Below are 15992 nucleotides of genomic sequence, written 5' to 3' on the forward strand. Positions count from 1 at the left end.
ATCCCCCTCGCCGAAGACGGCCGCAACGGCGGCCGAGTAGATCGCAGTGTCGAATTCGTCTTGTCGGTGCCGTTACGGCGTGATGATGACTTTCAGCCCCGTGCGGCGCTGCGCGTCGGCGAACGCGGCGGGGGCCTCGGTGAGCGGAACCCGCGACGATACGAGCGGGTCGAGTTCGACGACGCCGCGCGCCGCCAGATCGATCGCGCGCGGGTGGGTCTCGTTGCTGCGCCGCACCATTGCGATGGTCAGCTCTTTACCGCGGGCGAGTGAGGCCCGGAACGTCGTGGTGTCCGAGCCGGGGATACCGCCGAGCACCACCCGCCCGCCCGGTCGCGTGGCCGCCATGGCGATGTGCACCGCGTCGTCGTTTCCGGCCATTTCGAAGGCGACATCGACGCCGTGCGCGGCGAAGTCGGGCGGGTCCGCGGCGGGGTAGGGATCGAGAATCTCGTCGGCGCCCCATTTCGCGGCGGCGTCTCGCCGGTGTGCCAGCGGCTCGACCGCGAGCACGCGGGATACCCCGGCGGCGCGCAGCACCTGGATCAGCAGCAGTCCGACCGGCCCGCAGCCCACGACCGCCGCGGTACCGCCGAACGGTACCGGGCCGAGATCCAGCGCCCACAGGGCGACCGCCAGCGGCTCGAGCAGGGCTCCTGCAGCATCGGATACGTTGTCCGGCAACGGATGTAAGCGATGCGTCGGCCACGGCAGGATCTCGCGGAGCATCCCGTCGGTCACGCCGTGGCCGGCGAATCGCACGTGATAGCAAAGATTTCGATAACCGTCGCGGCAGGCGCGGCAGGCCTCGCAAGGGATCGCCGGATCGATCGCGACCCGTTCGCCGCGCCGCGGTCCGGTGACGATCTCACCCGCGCCCTCGTGGCCGGGTATCAATGGCTCCCCGAGTTTCGCGTCGCCGATCGCGCCGTCTTCGTACCAGTGCAGATCCGATCCGCATATGCCGACCGCGGTGACCCGTACCAGGGTCTCGCCCGCAGCCGCCGCCGGCGGTGGTTCGTTCCCCACCCGCAGGTCCGCGATTCCATGAAGTCTCGCTGTCCGCATTTTCCCGACTATAGGGGGACATTCCGTACGGTGTCCACGCTCCGAGTGAAATGAAGGAAGGGTGAAGGGTGGATGAAAACAGCAGGTAGGCAACGTAATTCGAGGCACTACCGGTTTGCCGGAAGTCGGATTTGTCACTTCTGTTCGGAAAGAATGTGTCACCTCTGATTGGGCCTCAGGACAATTCGGACATTCCTGACCTGGGTCGCTAGATTTCCGCTCGCAAAGGGTAAGTGCATCAAGTATTTTGAGCCTCGGACAATGCGAGCCATAAGCGGAAGGCAGTGTGCCCATGCCCGGACAGTCCGCGGCCATCGTGCCGTTCGAAGTCGAGATCCCGGAATCCGTGGTGACGGATGCGCGGGAGCGCCTGCGCCGCACCAGATGGCCCGAGCCCGAGACGGTCGGCGATTGGTCCCAGGGCACACCCGCGGCCTATCTGCGCGGGCTGTGCCGGTACTGGCTGGAGGATTACGACTGGCGCGCCGCCCAGCGGCGGCTGAATCGGTTCCCGCAGTTCCGCACCGAGATCGACGGACTGCCAGTCCATTTCGTGCACGCCCGGTCGCCGCACCCCGGCGCGATCGCGCTACTGATCACGCACGGCTGGCCCGGCTCGGTCACCGAATTCCAGAAGGTCGTCGCACCCCTCACCGATCCGGTCTCGTTCGGCGGCAACGCCTCCGACGCGTTCCATGTCGTGTGCCCGTCGCTGCCGGGGTTCGGCTTCAGCGGTAAGCCGGAGCGGACCGGGTGGGGCGCGGAACGGATCGCCGACGCCTGGGACCAGCTTATGCGCCGGCTCGGTTACGCCCGCTACGCCGCCCAGGGCGGCGACTGGGGTGCGCGGATCACCATGGCGCTGGCCAGACGGCATCCGCAGCAGGTCATCGGCATCCACCTGAACATGGTGCCGTTCCGTGCGCCGGTGGGTGCCGAGGACCTCACCGAGGCGGACCGTCGCGCCGTGGCCGCGCTCGCCGGACATCGCGCCCAGGGCTCGGCGTATGCAGCCATCCAGGCGACTCGACCGCAGAGCATCGGCTATGGCCTGACGGATTCGCCTGCGGCGCTGGCCGGTTGGATCATCGACAAGTTCGAAGCCTGGAGCGATTGCGGCGGCGATCCCGGCACCGTCTTCACCGAAGACGAGCTGCTCGACAACCTCTTGATGTATTGGCTGCCCGCCACCGGCGCCTCGGCCGCACGGCTCTACTGGGAAAGTTTCGCCACCGCGACCGGCGACGACAGCCGCATTACGGTGCCCACCGGGTGTTCGGTCTTCCCCGCCGACATCTACCGGCCGACGCGCCGACTGGCCGAGCCGCAGTTCGCCGATCTGCGGCACTGGAACGAACTCGACCGGGGCGGGCATTTCGCCGCCCTCGAGCAGCCCGCCGTGTTCGTCGACGAGGTCAGGGCCACGTTCCGCGGGCTGCGCTGAGCCGCGACGGTCACCGAACCGGTTCGCGCCCAGCGGAATTGTCGCGAAAGCGCAAGCCGGCGATGGCGGCGGCCAGTGCGGCGGCGGCCATCGCCAGCCAGGCGATGCGGAAGTCGCGTAACGCTTGGTGGCCGAGGAGCACGGTGAGGATCGCGACGCCGAGCGCGGAGGAGAGCTGCCGCGACATCATGAGCACCGCGCTGGCCAGCGAGGTCTGTTCCGACGGCAGGGTGGCCGCCGACCCGAACAGCGCAGGCTGCAACAGCGCGGTGCTGATGCCGGCGAGCACGGCGCCGGGCAGGAACACGACGAGATACTGCGGCCGGTCCGTCGCGGTGAGCGCCCACCAGCCGCAGCCGGCCGCGAGCGCCAGGCCACCGAGCATGGTCGCGATCCGCGCGCCGACCCGAGCCACGATCCGGCCGTACAGCAGTGCCGTCGTCATGGTGCTCAGCGGCATGGGCGCTATGCTGAGCGCCGCGGTCACGACGGAATAGTGCCAGCGACCGGTGAGGAACAGCGTGGCCGCCAGGATCATCGCGGCGAAGGCCAGGTAGTACAGGAACAATCCGCCGACCGCGACCGTGAACAGCCGGTGCCGGAAGAGTTCGAAGCTGACCACCGGGTCGGGCGCTCGGCGCAGATGACGCACGGTCAGCGCCGCGAGTAGCACGGTCGCCAGCGCGCAGCCGAGGATCGCCTTGGAGCCGTAGCCCCACTCGGGGGCCTGCACGAAGACGGTCGTCAGCCCGGCCGCGGTACAGAGCACCAACGTGGCGCCGAGCAGATCCAGGCGTTTGCGGGTGCCGCGCGCCGCGGCGGGCAGCACCCGGCGCCCGGCCAGCACCGCGACCACGACGACCGGAATGTTGATCAGGAAGATCCACCGCCAGCCGGCGGCCAGCAGCAGACCCCCTGCCACCGGGCCGCTGCCGGCGCCGGCCGCGGCGACGGCGGTCCAGATGCCCATCACCTTGGCGTGTTCGCGCGGCGGGAAGGCAGGCAGGGCGAGGCCGAGCGAGGTCGGGATCAGGATCGCGCCCGCGACGGCCTGCACCACCCGCGCGGCGACCAGCACGCCGAGCGTCGGGGCGAGGGCACAACCCAGCGACGCCACCCCGAACAACGTCATACCCACGAGGAACGCGGCCTTGCGGCCGATGTCGTCTGCCATCCGCCCCGCGGGCACCAGCATGGCCGCGAGCACGATGGTGTACGCGTTGAGCACCCACGACACCTGAGCCAGCGTGCTGCCGTGGAACGTTTGCTCCAGTGCGGGGAAGGCGACATTGACCGCGAACAGGTCGAGGATGGCGAGGAATTGGGCGGCCGAGGCGACCGCCAGAATCCGCCACCGCCGGCTGTCGACCGGCAGGACGGCAGGGTTGTCCGGGATGTGGGCTGTCACGTCACGTCACCGTACAGAGCCGTCGCGGCGGCCACGAGTGCCGTGCTTGCCATCATTCGATAGCTTTGTGACATGCCCAGTGTCCCAGGCACTCTCGCGGTGCTGCTGCTGTCGCAGCAGGCCGCCATCGAGGTCGCGCTCGCGTGTCAGGCCTTCGGTACGCCCCCACACGACCACGTGGGCGACTGGTACGACCTGCGGTTGTGCGGCGTCGACGGTGCGGGTGCGCACGTCGGCCTGCGGGCCTGGTTCGGTCACGCTGGGCCCGCCGGTTCGTTCGGCATGTGCGCCACCCACGGCCTCGACGACCTGGCGACCGCGGATACGGTGCTCGTCCCCGGAACCGGTGACGTGCGTACGGATCCGCCTGCGGCGGCGCTGGCCGCGATCCGCGCCGCGCGGGCGCGCGGCGCCAGGATGGTCTCGCTGTGCTCCGGCGCGTTCGTGCTGGCCGCGGCCGGGGTGCTCGACGGCAGAACCGCCACCAGTCACTGGGAACACGCCGCCCTGCTGGCGAGCCGTTTCCCGGCCGTGCGGGTGGACCCGAACATTCTCTACACCGACGAACCCGACGTGCTCACCAGTGCCGGACTCATGGCCGGGATCGACCTGTGCCTGCACGTCATTCGCGCGGACCTGGGCTCCCGCGCCGCCAACGCGGTAGCGCGCCGGATGATCGTCCCGCCGCATCGTGCGGGCGGTCAGGCGCAGTACCTGGAATCACCTGTGCCCGCCCCGCGCGGTGGCTCCGGCCTCGGCGAGGTGCTGGAGTGGGCGATGGCACGACTCGATCAGCCGACCGGTGTGGGCGACCTCGCGGCCGAGGCAGGCGTGTCCGTGCGGACGCTGATCCGCCGGTTTCATGCCGAACTCGGCACCACGCCGAGCCGCTGGCTGCTGGTGCAGCGCCTCGCCCGCGCGCGCGAACTGCTCGAACACACCGGCCTGCCGGTCGATCTCGTCGCCGCGCACAGCGGCCTGGGCACCGCGCCCAACCTGCGCGCCCACTTCGCCCGCGAACTCGGTCTGTCGCCGACGAAGTATCGACGCGACTACCACCCCGGCCAGTAGTGCGCTGTTCTATTGTGCTGGAGCATTATTCGGGGCGCGCCGCCGCGGCCGCCCTGGCGGCGTGCGGGAGCGCGTCGAGGATCGTGGTGAGCGCGCGATCGTCGTGCGCGGCCGTGACGAACCAGGCCTCGTAGACACTCGGCGGTAGCGCCACACCGTGTTCCAGCATGGTGTGGAAGAACGGCGGGAACCGGAAGGTGTCCTGCGCCTGCACAGCCGCGTAGTCGCGGGCCGGGGTGGGGGAGAACAGCACCGAGAACAGGTTGCCCGCGGACTGAATGGTATGTGCGACACCGGCTTCGGTGAGGGCAGCGGTGGTGGCGGTCTGAATCGTGCTGCTGGTTTCGTCCAGCAGGTCGTAGGTCTTCTGGTCCGCGAGCCGCAGCGTGGCCAGGCCCGCGGCGACGGCGAGCGGGTTCCCGGACAGCGTGCCCGCCTGATACACGGGCCCGTCCGGCGCGAGACACGCCATCACGTCGTGGCGGCCACCGACCGCCGCCAGCGGCATGCCGCCCCCGATCACCTTGCCGAACGCGACCAGGTCGGCGTCGTAAGGTGCGGTCGAACGCGACCTTTCGAGGCCCCAGTAGCCGTCCGGCGCGACCCGGAACCCGGTGAGCACCTCGTCCAGGATCAGCAGCGCGTCGTGTTCGTGCACGACGGCGGCCAGCGCGGCGTTGAATCCGTCGCCGGGCGCGACGACACCCATGTTCGCGGCGGCGGCTTCGACGATGACGGCCGCGATCTGTCCCGGGTGCGCCGCGAAAGCGGCGTGCACCGCGGCGATGTCGTTGTACGGCAGCACGATCGTCTGCGCGGCGATCGGCTCGGGCACCCCGGCCGACGCGGGCAGGCCGAAGGTGGCCACGCCGGAGCCCGCCGCGGCGAGCAGGCCGTCCGAATGACCGTGATAGTGGCCGGCGAACTTGACCACCAACGGCTTTCCGGTGAACCCGCGGGCCAGCCGAATCGCGGTCATCGTCGCCTCGGTGCCGGTGGACACGAGCCGCAGCTCGTCGATCAGCCCGCCCCCGGCGCGGGGGCCGCCGAGCCGGGCGACGACGAGTTCGGCCAGCTCGGTCTCGGCCGGCGTGCTGGCGCCGAACGACAACCCGCGCGCCGCCGCGTCCTGCACGGCCGCAACGACTTCCGGATGCGCATGGCCGAGAATGGCGGGCCCCCAAGACGCTACGAGATCGACGTACTCGCGTCCCGTCACGTCGGTGACATACGGCCCCGCCGCACTCACTATGAACCGGGGCGCGCCCCCGACCGACCGAAAAGCGCGCACCGGCGAGTTCACCCCGCCCGGAATAACCTGCCGCGCACGATCGAACTGAATTTCGTTGCTCGTAGAAGCAGCCATACCCCTCAGCCTAGGGGAGCCGCCGAGTCGGCGGCCGCGGCGCGGCGGCGCAGGACCATGGGGAGGCCGTCGCGAGGGCGCAGCGTCAGGGTGTGTTCGGGGAGGACCCGGGCGCCCGCGGCGAGGTCGAAGGTGTAGCGCTGGGTGAGCATGGCGAGGATGAGTTTGGCCTGGATGCGGGCGAAACCCAGGCCGATGCACTGGCGGTGACCCGCGCCGAAGGGAAGATAGGAAAAGCGTGGGCGGACAAGAGGATTCGCGGTGGCGTCGGCCGCGGGGAAGACGAACTGCCGGTGCTCGGGCAGGAATCGGCGCGGATCGAAACCTTCGGGATTGGGCCAGGATCGCGGATCGTGGTGCAGGAGATACGGTGCCACGTACACGGTCGCGCCCGCCGGCACGTGGTAGCCGCCGAGCACGTCGTCGGCGATGGCTTGCCGTTCGATCAGCCAGGAAGGCGGATACAGCCGCATCGCCTCCTCGATGACGGCCGAGGTCCACGGCAGCTGGTCGAGGTCGGCGGGCGTAGGACGGCGGCCGCCGAGCACGGTGTCGACCTCGGCGATCAGGCGCTCGCGCGCCTCGGGATGATTCGACAGCAGCAGCAGGGTCCAGGCCAGCGAATAGGCCGTGGTGTCGTGCCCGACCAGCAGAAAGGTCTTCAGTTCGTCGCGGACCTGCCGCGGGCTCATCGCCGCCGCCCCCGCCTCGTCCCGCGCGTCGAGCAGCAGACCGAGCAGATCGTGCCGCTCGTCGCGACGGTCGTCCTGTCGTTCCCGGATCAGCCGGGCGACCACGTCGTCCAGCACCCCGACCGCCGCGTCCAGCTTGCGCCAGCGCGGTGCCTGCAACCGCAACGCCGAATCGGGGGTGATGCCCGGGATACGCAGCGGCAGCCAGGTCAGCAGCGAGGTCATCGCCTTGCCGACGCAGCGCAGGATCTCGACGAGCGCCTCGTGCACCCGGGCCGCGTCATCGGACAGGTCGCCACCGAACAGCGCGGGGCCGGTGACGTCGAGCGTCAACGCGTTCATCGCGACGGAGACATCGAGCCGGTCGCCGTCGGGACGGGTCGCCCAGCGGGCCAGGGCACGTTCCGCGGCGTCGATCATGGACTCGGCGAACCGGTCCAGCTGCCTGCGGGCGAACAGCGGCTGCATGATCCGGCGCTGCCTGGTCCAGGACTCGCCCTCGTTGGTCAGCAGTCCGTTGCCCAGGGCCATCGCCGCGACCTTGGCATTGAGGGTCTTGCCGTAGTTGCTCTGCCGCGCGACGAAGACGGCTTCGACGAGATCGGGGTCGTTCACGAGGAAGAACTGCTGCCCCGAGGCGTCTATTCGGACGATGTTGCCGTAACGCTCGACGAGTTCCTGGAATGCGGAGCATGGATCTCGGCGGATTCTGGTCATTACCCGGAATGCGTCCAGGCCCGTCGGTCCGGGCGCTCGGGCCGGCTCGGCCGCGGTATCGATGAGCGGTGGGGCTTCGGTCACGGTCGTCGCTTCCCGTAATGCTTTTGGGGAGATTTGAATCGGTGTTGTTCGTCCAAGATCAGGGGTGTTCGCCCGAATTTCAACCCCCCATCCGGGGCATCCCGGACCACGAGTTCCTCTGCCAGACTGGCCTGATGGGCGACAACGACTGTCGAAGCCTGCCTTTCGGAACAGGTCGCGCACCCGCATGGGCTGCGCAGTGAGACGGTCCGTGGGGAGTGAGAGGATCCAGATGGAAGCGGTAGAGCAATTCCTGAAAGAGAATTCGATCACGATGGTCGAACTCGCCACCCCCGATATGACCGGCGCCCTTCGCGGAAAGAGAATCCCGGTCGAATCCTTTCTGGCCAACGGAATGTCGGACGGGGTCGGTCTTTCCTCGGCGGTTTTGGCCTGGGATTACCGGATGGAGGTCATCGAGACCGCCGACTACAGCTGGTCGAACGGATATCCCGATATCTTCCTGCGGCCCGACGTGGCGACCTTGCGGCTGGTGCCGTGGAAGCCGAAGACGGCGCTGGTCTTCTGTGACGTGGTGGACGCAGCAGGCGAACTGGCCGCGATCGCGCCGCGCGAGGTCCTGCGCTGCGTGGTCGCCGATGTCGAAAACGCCGGGCTCGCACCGTATATCGCGATGGAGACCGAGTTCTACGCGCTCGACGGCGAGTCGCTGCGCGCGCGGGGAGATCGCAACCCGGTCTACAGCCTGCACGACAACCATTACCTGGAGCCGTTTCTCGACGAGATCTGCGCCATGCTGCTGAGCGCCGACGTCGAGGTCGAGGCGTGCGGCGCCGAGTACGCGCCCGGTCAGGTCGAGATCAACCTGACCCCCTCCGATCCCGTCACCGCGGCCGACAGCCTGCTGTTCTTCCGTTATGCGGTCAAGCAGCTCGCACCGCGGCACGGGTATCGCGCCACGTTCATGGCGAAGCCGTTCGGCGATCTGTCCGGCAGCGGGTTGCACATCCATCAGAGCATGTGGGGGCAAGACAAGAGCAACGCGTTCTGGGATGCGCGGACCGGCGGATTGAGTGCGGTCGGCGGCAATTATGTTGCGGGACTGCTGAAGTACGCGGCGGAGCTGCAACTCGTCGCGGTGCCGACGCCCAACGGCTACAAGCGGGTGACGGACCATTCGTTCGCGCCGACGAACCTGTCCTGGGGTTTGGACAATCGGTGCGCCGCCGTGCGGGTGCTGATCCGGGATGCCAAGGGCACCCGGGTGGAAACGCGGATCGCCGCCGCCGACGCCAATCCCTATCTACTCGCCGCAGCCCAGCTCGCGGCGGGCTCGGCCGGCGTCACCGAAGGGCTGACGCCGGCCGAGCCCGCCGCGAACTCCTATGTGTCGGAAGAATATTCGCCGCTGCCGACAAACATTTGGGCGGCGGCAACGCTTTTCGGCGAGAGCGAATTCGCCCGGCGGGCCCTCGGCACGGGGACCGTGCAGAACCTGTACCAGGTGGCGCGCAGCGAGGCCGCGGCGGGCCAGCGAGAAGTGACCGAATGGGAGCGCGCGCGGTATCTGGATTCGGTGTAGGCGAGGTCGCTCCGACCTTTTCGATCGTCAGGAAGTAGGAGATACCCGTGTGTGGTGTGGTCGGATTCATCGACAGCGGATTACGGAAAGACCAGCGGCTGGACCTGGTGCGTCGCGGGATCCGGGCGATCGCGCATCGCGGTCCGGACGAAGTAGGCCTCTACGACAGCGCCGATTTCACCCTCGGCACCGTCCGGCTCTCGGTCATCGACCCGAGGCTCGGCCAGCAACCCATGGTCACGCCGGATCAGCGGTACATCGCCGGATTCAACGGCGAGGTGTTCAACTATCTCGAACTGCGCAGCGAACTGGAGGGCTACGGCGTTCGTTTCCGGACGAACTCCGATACCGAGGTGCTGCTGCATTCCTTCGCCTACTGGGGCCTCGACGCGCTGTCCCGATTGAACGGCCAATACGGTTTCGTGTTCTACGACAAGTGGGAACGGACCCTGATCCTGGGCCGGGACCGCTTCGGTGAGCGGCCGATGTTCTACACCGAGCAAGACGGCACGCTCTATTTCGCGTCCGAGATCAAGGGACTGTTCGCGTTTCCGCGGGTGCCGCGCGAGCTGGCCGCGGACAAGGTGCGGCGCGCGATGCGGTATTGGAGCCCGGTCCCGGGGGAGACCTGCTTCACCGGCATCGACGCGATCCCGCCGGGACACATCCTCACCGTCCGGGACGGGCAGGCGGAGCTGTCGAAGTATTACCACGGCATCGCGCGCCAGGATGCCGTCGCGCCGCCGAAGTCCTTCGAGGAGGCCAAGAGCGGGCTGCGGGAGGTGATCCGGGACTCGGTGCGGCTGCGGCTGCGCGGCGACTATCCGCTGGGCACCTACATCAGCGGCGGCATCGACTCGGCCGTCATCTCCTCGGTGATGAGCGAGCTGATCGGGGAGCCGCTCACCACGTTCTCCATCGACGCAGCGGACAGTCCGGTGGACGAGTCGCCGTACCAGCAGGCCATGGTGGACCGGCTGGGCAGCAGGCACACCCGGATACCGGTATCGCGTGCGCAGGTCCGGGAACGGTTCCCGCATGTCGTGCGGCAGTGCGAGCAACCGTTGCATTTCACCGCGCCGGTGGCCTACGGCGTGATGGCCGAGCACGTGGGGCTGGCCGGGGTGCGCATCATCCTCGGCGGCGAGGGCGCCGACGAACTGTTCGCCGGCTACGACGTGGCCAAAGAGGCGACGATCCTCGAACGGTGTTTGCGCGGTGGGTCTTTCGCGGGCGCGGCGGAGGAACTGGAGCTGGCGCTGAACGATATGCGCTACAGCGATGCCACCAATGCCGCCGCGATCCTGCGCTTCTACGCCGACCGCGCGGACCGTGACTTCACCCTCGGCGCCCACCTGCGGCGCTTCGAAACCGAGCCGGTCGACCAGCTCATCGCCGCGACCGGCGACGTCTACGACGACCACGCGGTGCTGCTGCGCCGGTTGCGGACCGAGTTCCCCGATTTCGACCGGCGGCCCGCGATCGACCGATCGATGCTCGTCGACATGCACACGTTCCTGATCGGCTACGGGATGACGTGCCTGGGTGACCGAGCCGGCACGGGTTACGGCGTCGAAGGCCGCTACCCGTTCATGGACTCGCACGTAGTGCAGTACGCGGCAGCGTTGCCGGTCGACTGGAAGCTGAACGGCGCGCGGGCGAAACATATTCTGCGCGAGGCCTATTCCGATCGGCTGCCGCACGGCATCGTCAACCGGCCGAAGTTCGGGATGCGACTGCCCGGCGCCGAGGCGCTGCTGCCCGACGGCGACGACTGGGTCGCCGCGGTGCTGAGCCCGTCCACGATCAAGCGGGTCGGGTTCCTGGTGCCCGAGGCGGTGGACCGGCTCGTCGACCGGGTGACCGGATCGCGGTCGCCCCGGGTGCCGTATCCGTTCGGCGACGCCTATGTGCACCTGCTCAGCGTGCTGCTGATGGAGGAGTTCCTGATCCACGACTTCCAGGTGCCCGAGGTCGACATCGACCGCATCATGATGCGCGACATCGACGGGGACCACGACCCGGTGGGCACGGCCGCGCGCTGACGCCAGCCAAGAGAGGATCCATCATGTCCCACGTCGACCTGGTCGACGATGTGCGAGAGGTCGGGACGGCGGTCCTGGAAGCCCTTGTCGCGCATGTCGAATCCGTCCGGGCCGGTTCGGGTGAGGTCGTCTCGGCGGCCGATATCGATACGGTGTCCAAGCGGCTGGAGCTGCGCCGGTGGGTGGAGGAAGGGGGCATGACCCTGCCCGAACTGCTCTCCTTCGTCACCACCTACAGCGATATCTCGGCCAGCCATCACCATCCGGGATACATGGGCCATCAGATCGCGCCCTCGGATACCCCCGGTGTGGTCGCCGACCTGCTGCAAGCGGTGACCAACAACATTCCCCTGGTCTACGAGCTGGCACCGGCCGCCGCGGCGGTGGACCGGGCGGTGTGCCGCTGGATGCTCGACCACGTCGGCTGGGGCGAGACCGGCCTCGGCGCCATCACCAACGGCGGCACGCTGGGCAATCTGACCGCGCTGCTCGCGGCGCGCTCGCACGCCGATACGACCGCGTGGCAGCGGGGAACGCCGGGCGATCTGGTCATCCTGGCGCCCGCCACGAGTCACTACTCGGTGCGAAAAGCGGCTGCCGTCATGGGGTTAGGGGTGAACGGCGTCTACCCGCTGCGCACCGACGCGCTCGGCCGCATCGATCCGGCGGGGCTGGCCCCTGCGCTGGCCGACGTGCGGGCCCAGGGCCTGCGGCCGGTCGCCGTGGTGGCCAACGGCTGTGCCACCGGGACGGGCCTGTACGACCCGATCGCCGAGGTGGCACAGTTCTGCGACGCCAACGGACTGTGGCTGCACATGGACGGCGCGCACGGTGCGGCCGCGCTGCTCTCGCCGCGGCTGCGCGGTCTGCTCGCCGGCCTCGAACGCGCGGACTCCACGGTATGGGACGGGCACAAGATGCTGCGCACCTCGGCTCTCTGCACGGGTGTGCTGTTCCGCGAAAAGCGTTATCTCGACACGATGTTCAAGCAGGATGCGAGCTACCTGTACCGGCCCGAAGCCGAAGACGTCGATCCCGGCCAGTACACCTTCGAGACATCCAAGGCACCGCTCGGTCTGAAGGTCTTGCTGACCCTCGCCTATCGCGGCGAAGCATCGTTGCGCTCCTATGTCGAGCGGCAGTACGGTCTGGCCACCGAGCTGTGGGAGCTCATCCAGGAACGTCCCGATTTCACCGCGCCGTATCAGCCGCAGAGCAACATCCTCTGCTTCCGCTACGAACCGTGCGGCGACCGGCAGCTCGAACTGCGGGCGCGGCTGATCCAGGACGGCCGGTTCTACCTGTCGTCCTTCCGGCTGGGCGGTCGCCCGTACCTGCGGGCGTCGCTCATGTCGCCGACCACCGACCGAGAGACGCTGCACCAGCTCCTGGAGGTGATCACGAAGGTCGCCGCCGTGTGATGTTCCGCTGTGGGACATGGCATCTCGTGCTCCCGGTCTGGCCGAAGTGGCTGTGCCCGCCGCCGGGTTGGCGGACACTGTAGACAGGTCGTTCTCGTACGGGAGGGAGACACGTCATGGGTGAGCAGGGCGCGGCCGTGGTCGCGACGGCGCCGCATCGGTTGCCGGTGCTGGGGCACCTGCTGTCGCTGCTGCGGGATCCGCTGGGCTTCATGGCGTCGCTGCCCGCGCACGGTGACCTGGTCCGGATCGGTCTCGGGCCGGTCACCGCCGTGGTGGTCTGCGACCCCGACCTGACCCAGCAGATGCTGCGGCAGGACCGCATCTTCGACAAGGGCGGCCCGCAGTTCGACCGCGGCCGGGAACTGGTCGGCCACGGCCTGGCCACCTGTCCGTACGCGATGCACCGGCGGCAACGGCGGCTGTTGCAGCCCGCCTTCCACGCCGATCGGATCACCGGGTACGCGCCGATGATGACCTACCAGATCACCGAGATGGTCGATTCCTGGCGCGACGGCGAGGTGATCGACGTCAAAGCGCAACTGCACACCCTCGCGGCCAAGGTGACCGCGGCGACGCTGTTCGGGCAGGCGATGCCGGAATCCGACCAGCAGCGGCTGTTGCGCGATGTGGAGGTGGTCTTCGCCGGCGTGATCCGGCAGGCGATGATGCCGGAATGGGTGCGCCGCTGGCCGGTCCTGGGCAACCGCGCCTGCCTGCGGGCTGCCGAGGAGGCGCGCGCCATCCTCGGTGAGCTGGTCGCCGCCCGGCGCGCCGAGGGCGTCGACCACGGCGATCTCTGCTCGGCCCTGGTCATGGCCCGCGACAACGACGGCGGGCAGTTGAGCGACGGCGAGATCGTCGATCAGGTGCTCACCTTCTTCTTCGCGGGCACCGACACCACCGCGACGGCGCTGGCGTGGGCGTTGATCCAGCTCGACCGGCATCCGGAGGTCGCCGCCCGGCTGCACGCCGAGGTCGATGCCGTCCTGGCGGGGGCCGCCGCGCGGCACGGGGATCTGCCGCGCCTGCCGTTCACCGGTCAGGTCATCGCCGAAACCCTGCGCTTGCGTCCGCCGGCCTGGTTGTCGACCCGCACGGTGACCGAGGACACCGAGCTCGGCGGTCACCCGCTGCCCGCGGGCAGCACGGTGATCTTCAGTTCGTACCTGATCCAGCACCGCCCCGACCTCTATCCCGACCCGGAACGTTTCGATCCCGACCGTTTCGACCCGGCTCGGCCCGAGCCGCCGCGCGACGCGCAGCTGGCCTTCGCGGCGGGCGCGCGCAAATGCATCGGGGACCGGTACGCGCTGACCGAGGCCACCCTGGCACTGGCCACCATCGCCACCCGCTGGCGGTTGCGCAGCCTGCGCGGTACCGATATCCGGCCGACGCTCGCCGTGGTGCCCGAACCGCGGCGACTGCGGATGCGGGCCACCGCCCGCACGCCGCGCAGCGCGCGGGCCGAGGAACCGGGGCAACTGGTCTGAGGGTTTGAGAACCACTGTGTCAGTGGCTGATTCGCAGAATACGAGGCGTCAGCGGAACAGGCGCGGTAGATACTGGACCATGAGGGTGGACCACGTGAGGTGGGTGAGCATCGGTGCCTGGACGCCGCCGGTGGCGCGGCGTTGCAGACCGAACAGCGTGCCCATGAGGACCGAGGCCAGCACCAGGGCCGGATTGCGGGTGGCGGCGGTGGTGCAGGCGTAGACGCCGGTGGAGGCGAGGACCGGATGTCGTCCCGCCACGGCGTAGACGGCACCGCGGAAGAAGATCTCCTCGGCGGCGCCGTTGGCCAGTGTGATCAGCAGCACCCGCGGGGTGGGTCCCCGTTCGGCGTAGCGCAGCACGCCGGTGATCGCCTTGCGCAGGAAGGGGATTCGCCGGGCGATCAATCCGCAGCCGTAGAAGACGGCGAACGTGGCCGCACCGAGCGCGATGGGGGCGAGCACGGGCGCGGGCCGCTCGCCGTCGGGTGGGGTGCGACCGCCCAGCGTCCAGGTCGCCGCGGTGGCGAGGGTGAGCCGGTAGAACCGCGCGGAATCGGGCTCGGCGGCGAACGAGGCGCCGAGCAGGCCGGTGCCCGCGAGGGCGACGACCGCCACCCGGCGGCGGCGTGCGAGCAGACCGGCGGAACTCATGCGGCGCGTGCCGCTTTCGCGCGTTCCCCGAGCGCACGCAGGACGGCGGCGTCGTAGTCGAGTGGGTCGAACGGCACCAGTTCGCGAATGCTGTTGTCCCGCACCACCACCTCGTTGGTCATCGAGTCGACCAGGGCGCGACCGGTGGTGGTGTCGACATCGGTCACCAGTGACAGCCACAGCGAGGACATCCGCGGCGAGAGCAGCGGCACCGGCAGCACGAGCAGCGGGCGGCCTTCGATCTCGGCGACCCGGCGGAGCATGTCGAGATATTCGAGGACGTCGGGGCCGCCGATCTCGAAGGTGCGTCCGGTGGTTTCGGGGTTGTCCAACACCCCGACCAGGTAGCGCACCACGTCGTCGACGGCGATCGGCTGCGTTCGGGTGCGTACCCAGCGCGGCGTGACCATCGCGGGCAGGTGTTCGACCAGCTGCCGGGTGATCTCCCAGGAGATGCCGCCGTGTCCGACAATGATTCCCGCGCGCAGCGTGGTCACCGGCACGCCCGCGGCGCCGAGCAGTCCCTCGACCTCCCGGCGGCTGCGCAGGTGCGCGGACAGGTCGTCGGTATCGTCGCCGAGGCCGCCGAGATAGATGATCCGGCGCACCCCGGCGTCGGCCGCGGCACGGCCGAAGTTGCGTGCGGCCGCGGCATCGCGGCGTCGGAAGTCCGCTTCGGCCAGCGAGTGGACCAGGTAGTACGCGGCGTCGCAGTCGCGCAGCGCCGCGCGCAGCGAATCGGGGTCGCCGACATCGGCGCCGATCGGTGTGCCGCTGCCGCGATAGGACTCCGGGTGCCGGGTCATGGCGCGGACCGGCCGTCCGGTCGCCGCCAGTTCCGGGCACAGTCGCTGCCCGACGAAGCCGGTCGATCCGGCGACGAGCACGGTCATGGGCGCATCCTCTCCGTCGCGGTGGGTGGTGCCGGGGTGGTGAGCCTTTCTCCGCCAGGCTACTCGAGCCCGCGACGCCCGCTGGTCGACCCG

General features: G+C 69.3%; 12 protein-coding genes. 6 read left to right on the forward strand and 6 right to left on the reverse strand.

What is annotated here, in order from left to right:
• Window positions 1-72 precede the first annotated feature (72 nt).
• On the reverse strand, window positions 73-1029 hold the full coding sequence (locus O3I_RS19455; protein WP_014984672.1) for a zinc-dependent alcohol dehydrogenase: 957 nt from the start codon (window positions 1027-1029) through the stop codon (window positions 73-75).
• Window positions 1030-1381: 352 nt separating this feature from the next.
• On the opposite strand from O3I_RS19455, the gene O3I_RS19460 reads away from it, so the two are divergent.
• Entirely contained in the window at window positions 1382-2512 is a 1131-nt protein-coding gene (locus O3I_RS19460) for an epoxide hydrolase family protein (RefSeq protein WP_202804986.1), read from the forward strand.
• A gap of 10 nt (window positions 2513-2522) precedes the next feature.
• On the opposite strand, the gene O3I_RS19465 is transcribed toward O3I_RS19460, so the two are convergent.
• Complete coding sequence (locus O3I_RS19465; protein WP_014984674.1) at window positions 2523-3920, reverse strand: MFS transporter; 1398 nt, start codon at window positions 3918-3920, stop codon at window positions 2523-2525.
• A 72-nt stretch (window positions 3921-3992) separates the two neighbouring features.
• On the opposite strand from O3I_RS19465, the gene O3I_RS19470 reads away from it, so the two are divergent.
• Window positions 3993-4991: a GlxA family transcriptional regulator gene (locus O3I_RS19470; RefSeq protein ID WP_014984675.1), complete on the forward strand. Its 999-nt coding sequence runs from the start codon at window positions 3993-3995 to the stop codon at window positions 4989-4991.
• A gap of 25 nt (window positions 4992-5016) precedes the next feature.
• On the opposite strand, the gene O3I_RS19475 is transcribed toward O3I_RS19470, so the two are convergent.
• Entirely contained in the window at window positions 5017-6357 is a 1341-nt protein-coding gene (locus tag O3I_RS19475) for a glutamate-1-semialdehyde 2,1-aminomutase (RefSeq protein WP_041562716.1), read from the reverse strand.
• Between the two features lie 5 nt (window positions 6358-6362).
• Complete coding sequence (locus O3I_RS19480; RefSeq protein ID WP_014984677.1) at window positions 6363-7850, reverse strand: cytochrome P450; 1488 nt, start codon at window positions 7848-7850, stop codon at window positions 6363-6365.
• A gap of 232 nt (window positions 7851-8082) precedes the next feature.
• On the opposite strand from O3I_RS19480, the gene O3I_RS19485 reads away from it, so the two are divergent.
• The 4 genes from O3I_RS19485 (at window position 8083) to O3I_RS19500 (ending at window position 14352) form a co-directional block, all read left to right on the forward strand.
• A complete protein-coding gene (locus tag O3I_RS19485; protein ID WP_014984678.1) occupies window positions 8083-9393 on the forward strand; it encodes a glutamine synthetase family protein in 1311 nt (436 codons plus the stop codon).
• Window positions 9394-9440: 47 nt separating this feature from the next.
• Window positions 9441-11438: an asparagine synthase (glutamine-hydrolyzing) gene (gene asnB, locus O3I_RS19490; protein ID WP_167829156.1), complete on the forward strand. Its 1998-nt coding sequence runs from the start codon at window positions 9441-9443 to the stop codon at window positions 11436-11438.
• 23 nt (window positions 11439-11461) lie between these two features.
• Entirely contained in the window at window positions 11462-12859 is a 1398-nt protein-coding gene (locus tag O3I_RS19495) for a pyridoxal phosphate-dependent decarboxylase family protein (protein WP_014984680.1), read from the forward strand.
• 116 nt (window positions 12860-12975) lie between these two features.
• A complete protein-coding gene (locus tag O3I_RS19500) occupies window positions 12976-14352 on the forward strand; it encodes a cytochrome P450 (protein ID WP_014984681.1) in 1377 nt (458 codons plus the stop codon).
• Window positions 14353-14400: 48 nt separating this feature from the next.
• Here O3I_RS19500 and O3I_RS19505 read toward each other — a convergent pair whose 3' ends face one another.
• Window positions 14401-15006 carry a CPBP family intramembrane glutamic endopeptidase gene (locus tag O3I_RS19505; RefSeq protein WP_014984682.1) on the reverse strand — a complete coding sequence of 202 codons (606 nt, stop codon included), beginning with the start codon at window positions 15004-15006 and terminating at the stop codon, window positions 14401-14403.
• Window positions 15003-15899 carry an NAD(P)H-binding protein gene (locus tag O3I_RS19510; RefSeq protein ID WP_014984683.1) on the reverse strand — a complete coding sequence of 299 codons (897 nt, stop codon included), beginning with the start codon at window positions 15897-15899 and terminating at the stop codon, window positions 15003-15005. Before O3I_RS19510 ends, O3I_RS19505 begins: the two co-directional genes overlap by 4 nt.
• Between the last annotated feature and the right edge of the window lie 93 nt (window positions 15900-15992).

It is taken from the genome of Nocardia brasiliensis ATCC 700358, assembly GCF_000250675.2.
In the GTDB taxonomy this organism is placed as follows: Bacteria; Actinomycetota; Actinomycetes; order Mycobacteriales; family Mycobacteriaceae; genus Nocardia; species Nocardia brasiliensis_B.

Bases quoted from the DNA above. Each gene is read 5' to 3' on its own strand.
- O3I_RS19500 (WP_014984681.1), top strand. From the start codon at position 12,976: ATGGGTGAGCAGGGCGCGGCCGTGGTCGCGACGGCGCCGCATCGGTTG.
- O3I_RS19485 (WP_014984678.1), top strand. From the start codon at position 8,083: ATGGAAGCGGTAGAGCAATTCCTGAAAGAGAATTCGATCACGATGGTC.
- O3I_RS19510 (WP_014984683.1), bottom strand. From the start codon at position 15,899: ATGACCGTGCTCGTCGCCGGATCGACCGGCTTCGTCGGGCAGCGACTG.
- O3I_RS19475 (WP_041562716.1), bottom strand. From the start codon at position 6,357: ATGGCTGCTTCTACGAGCAACGAAATTCAGTTCGATCGTGCGCGGCAG.
- O3I_RS19470 (WP_014984675.1), top strand. From the start codon at position 3,993: ATGCCCAGTGTCCCAGGCACTCTCGCGGTGCTGCTGCTGTCGCAGCAG.
- O3I_RS19495 (WP_014984680.1), top strand. From the start codon at position 11,462: ATGTCCCACGTCGACCTGGTCGACGATGTGCGAGAGGTCGGGACGGCG.
- O3I_RS19505 (WP_014984682.1), bottom strand. From the start codon at position 15,006: ATGAGTTCCGCCGGTCTGCTCGCACGCCGCCGCCGGGTGGCGGTCGTC.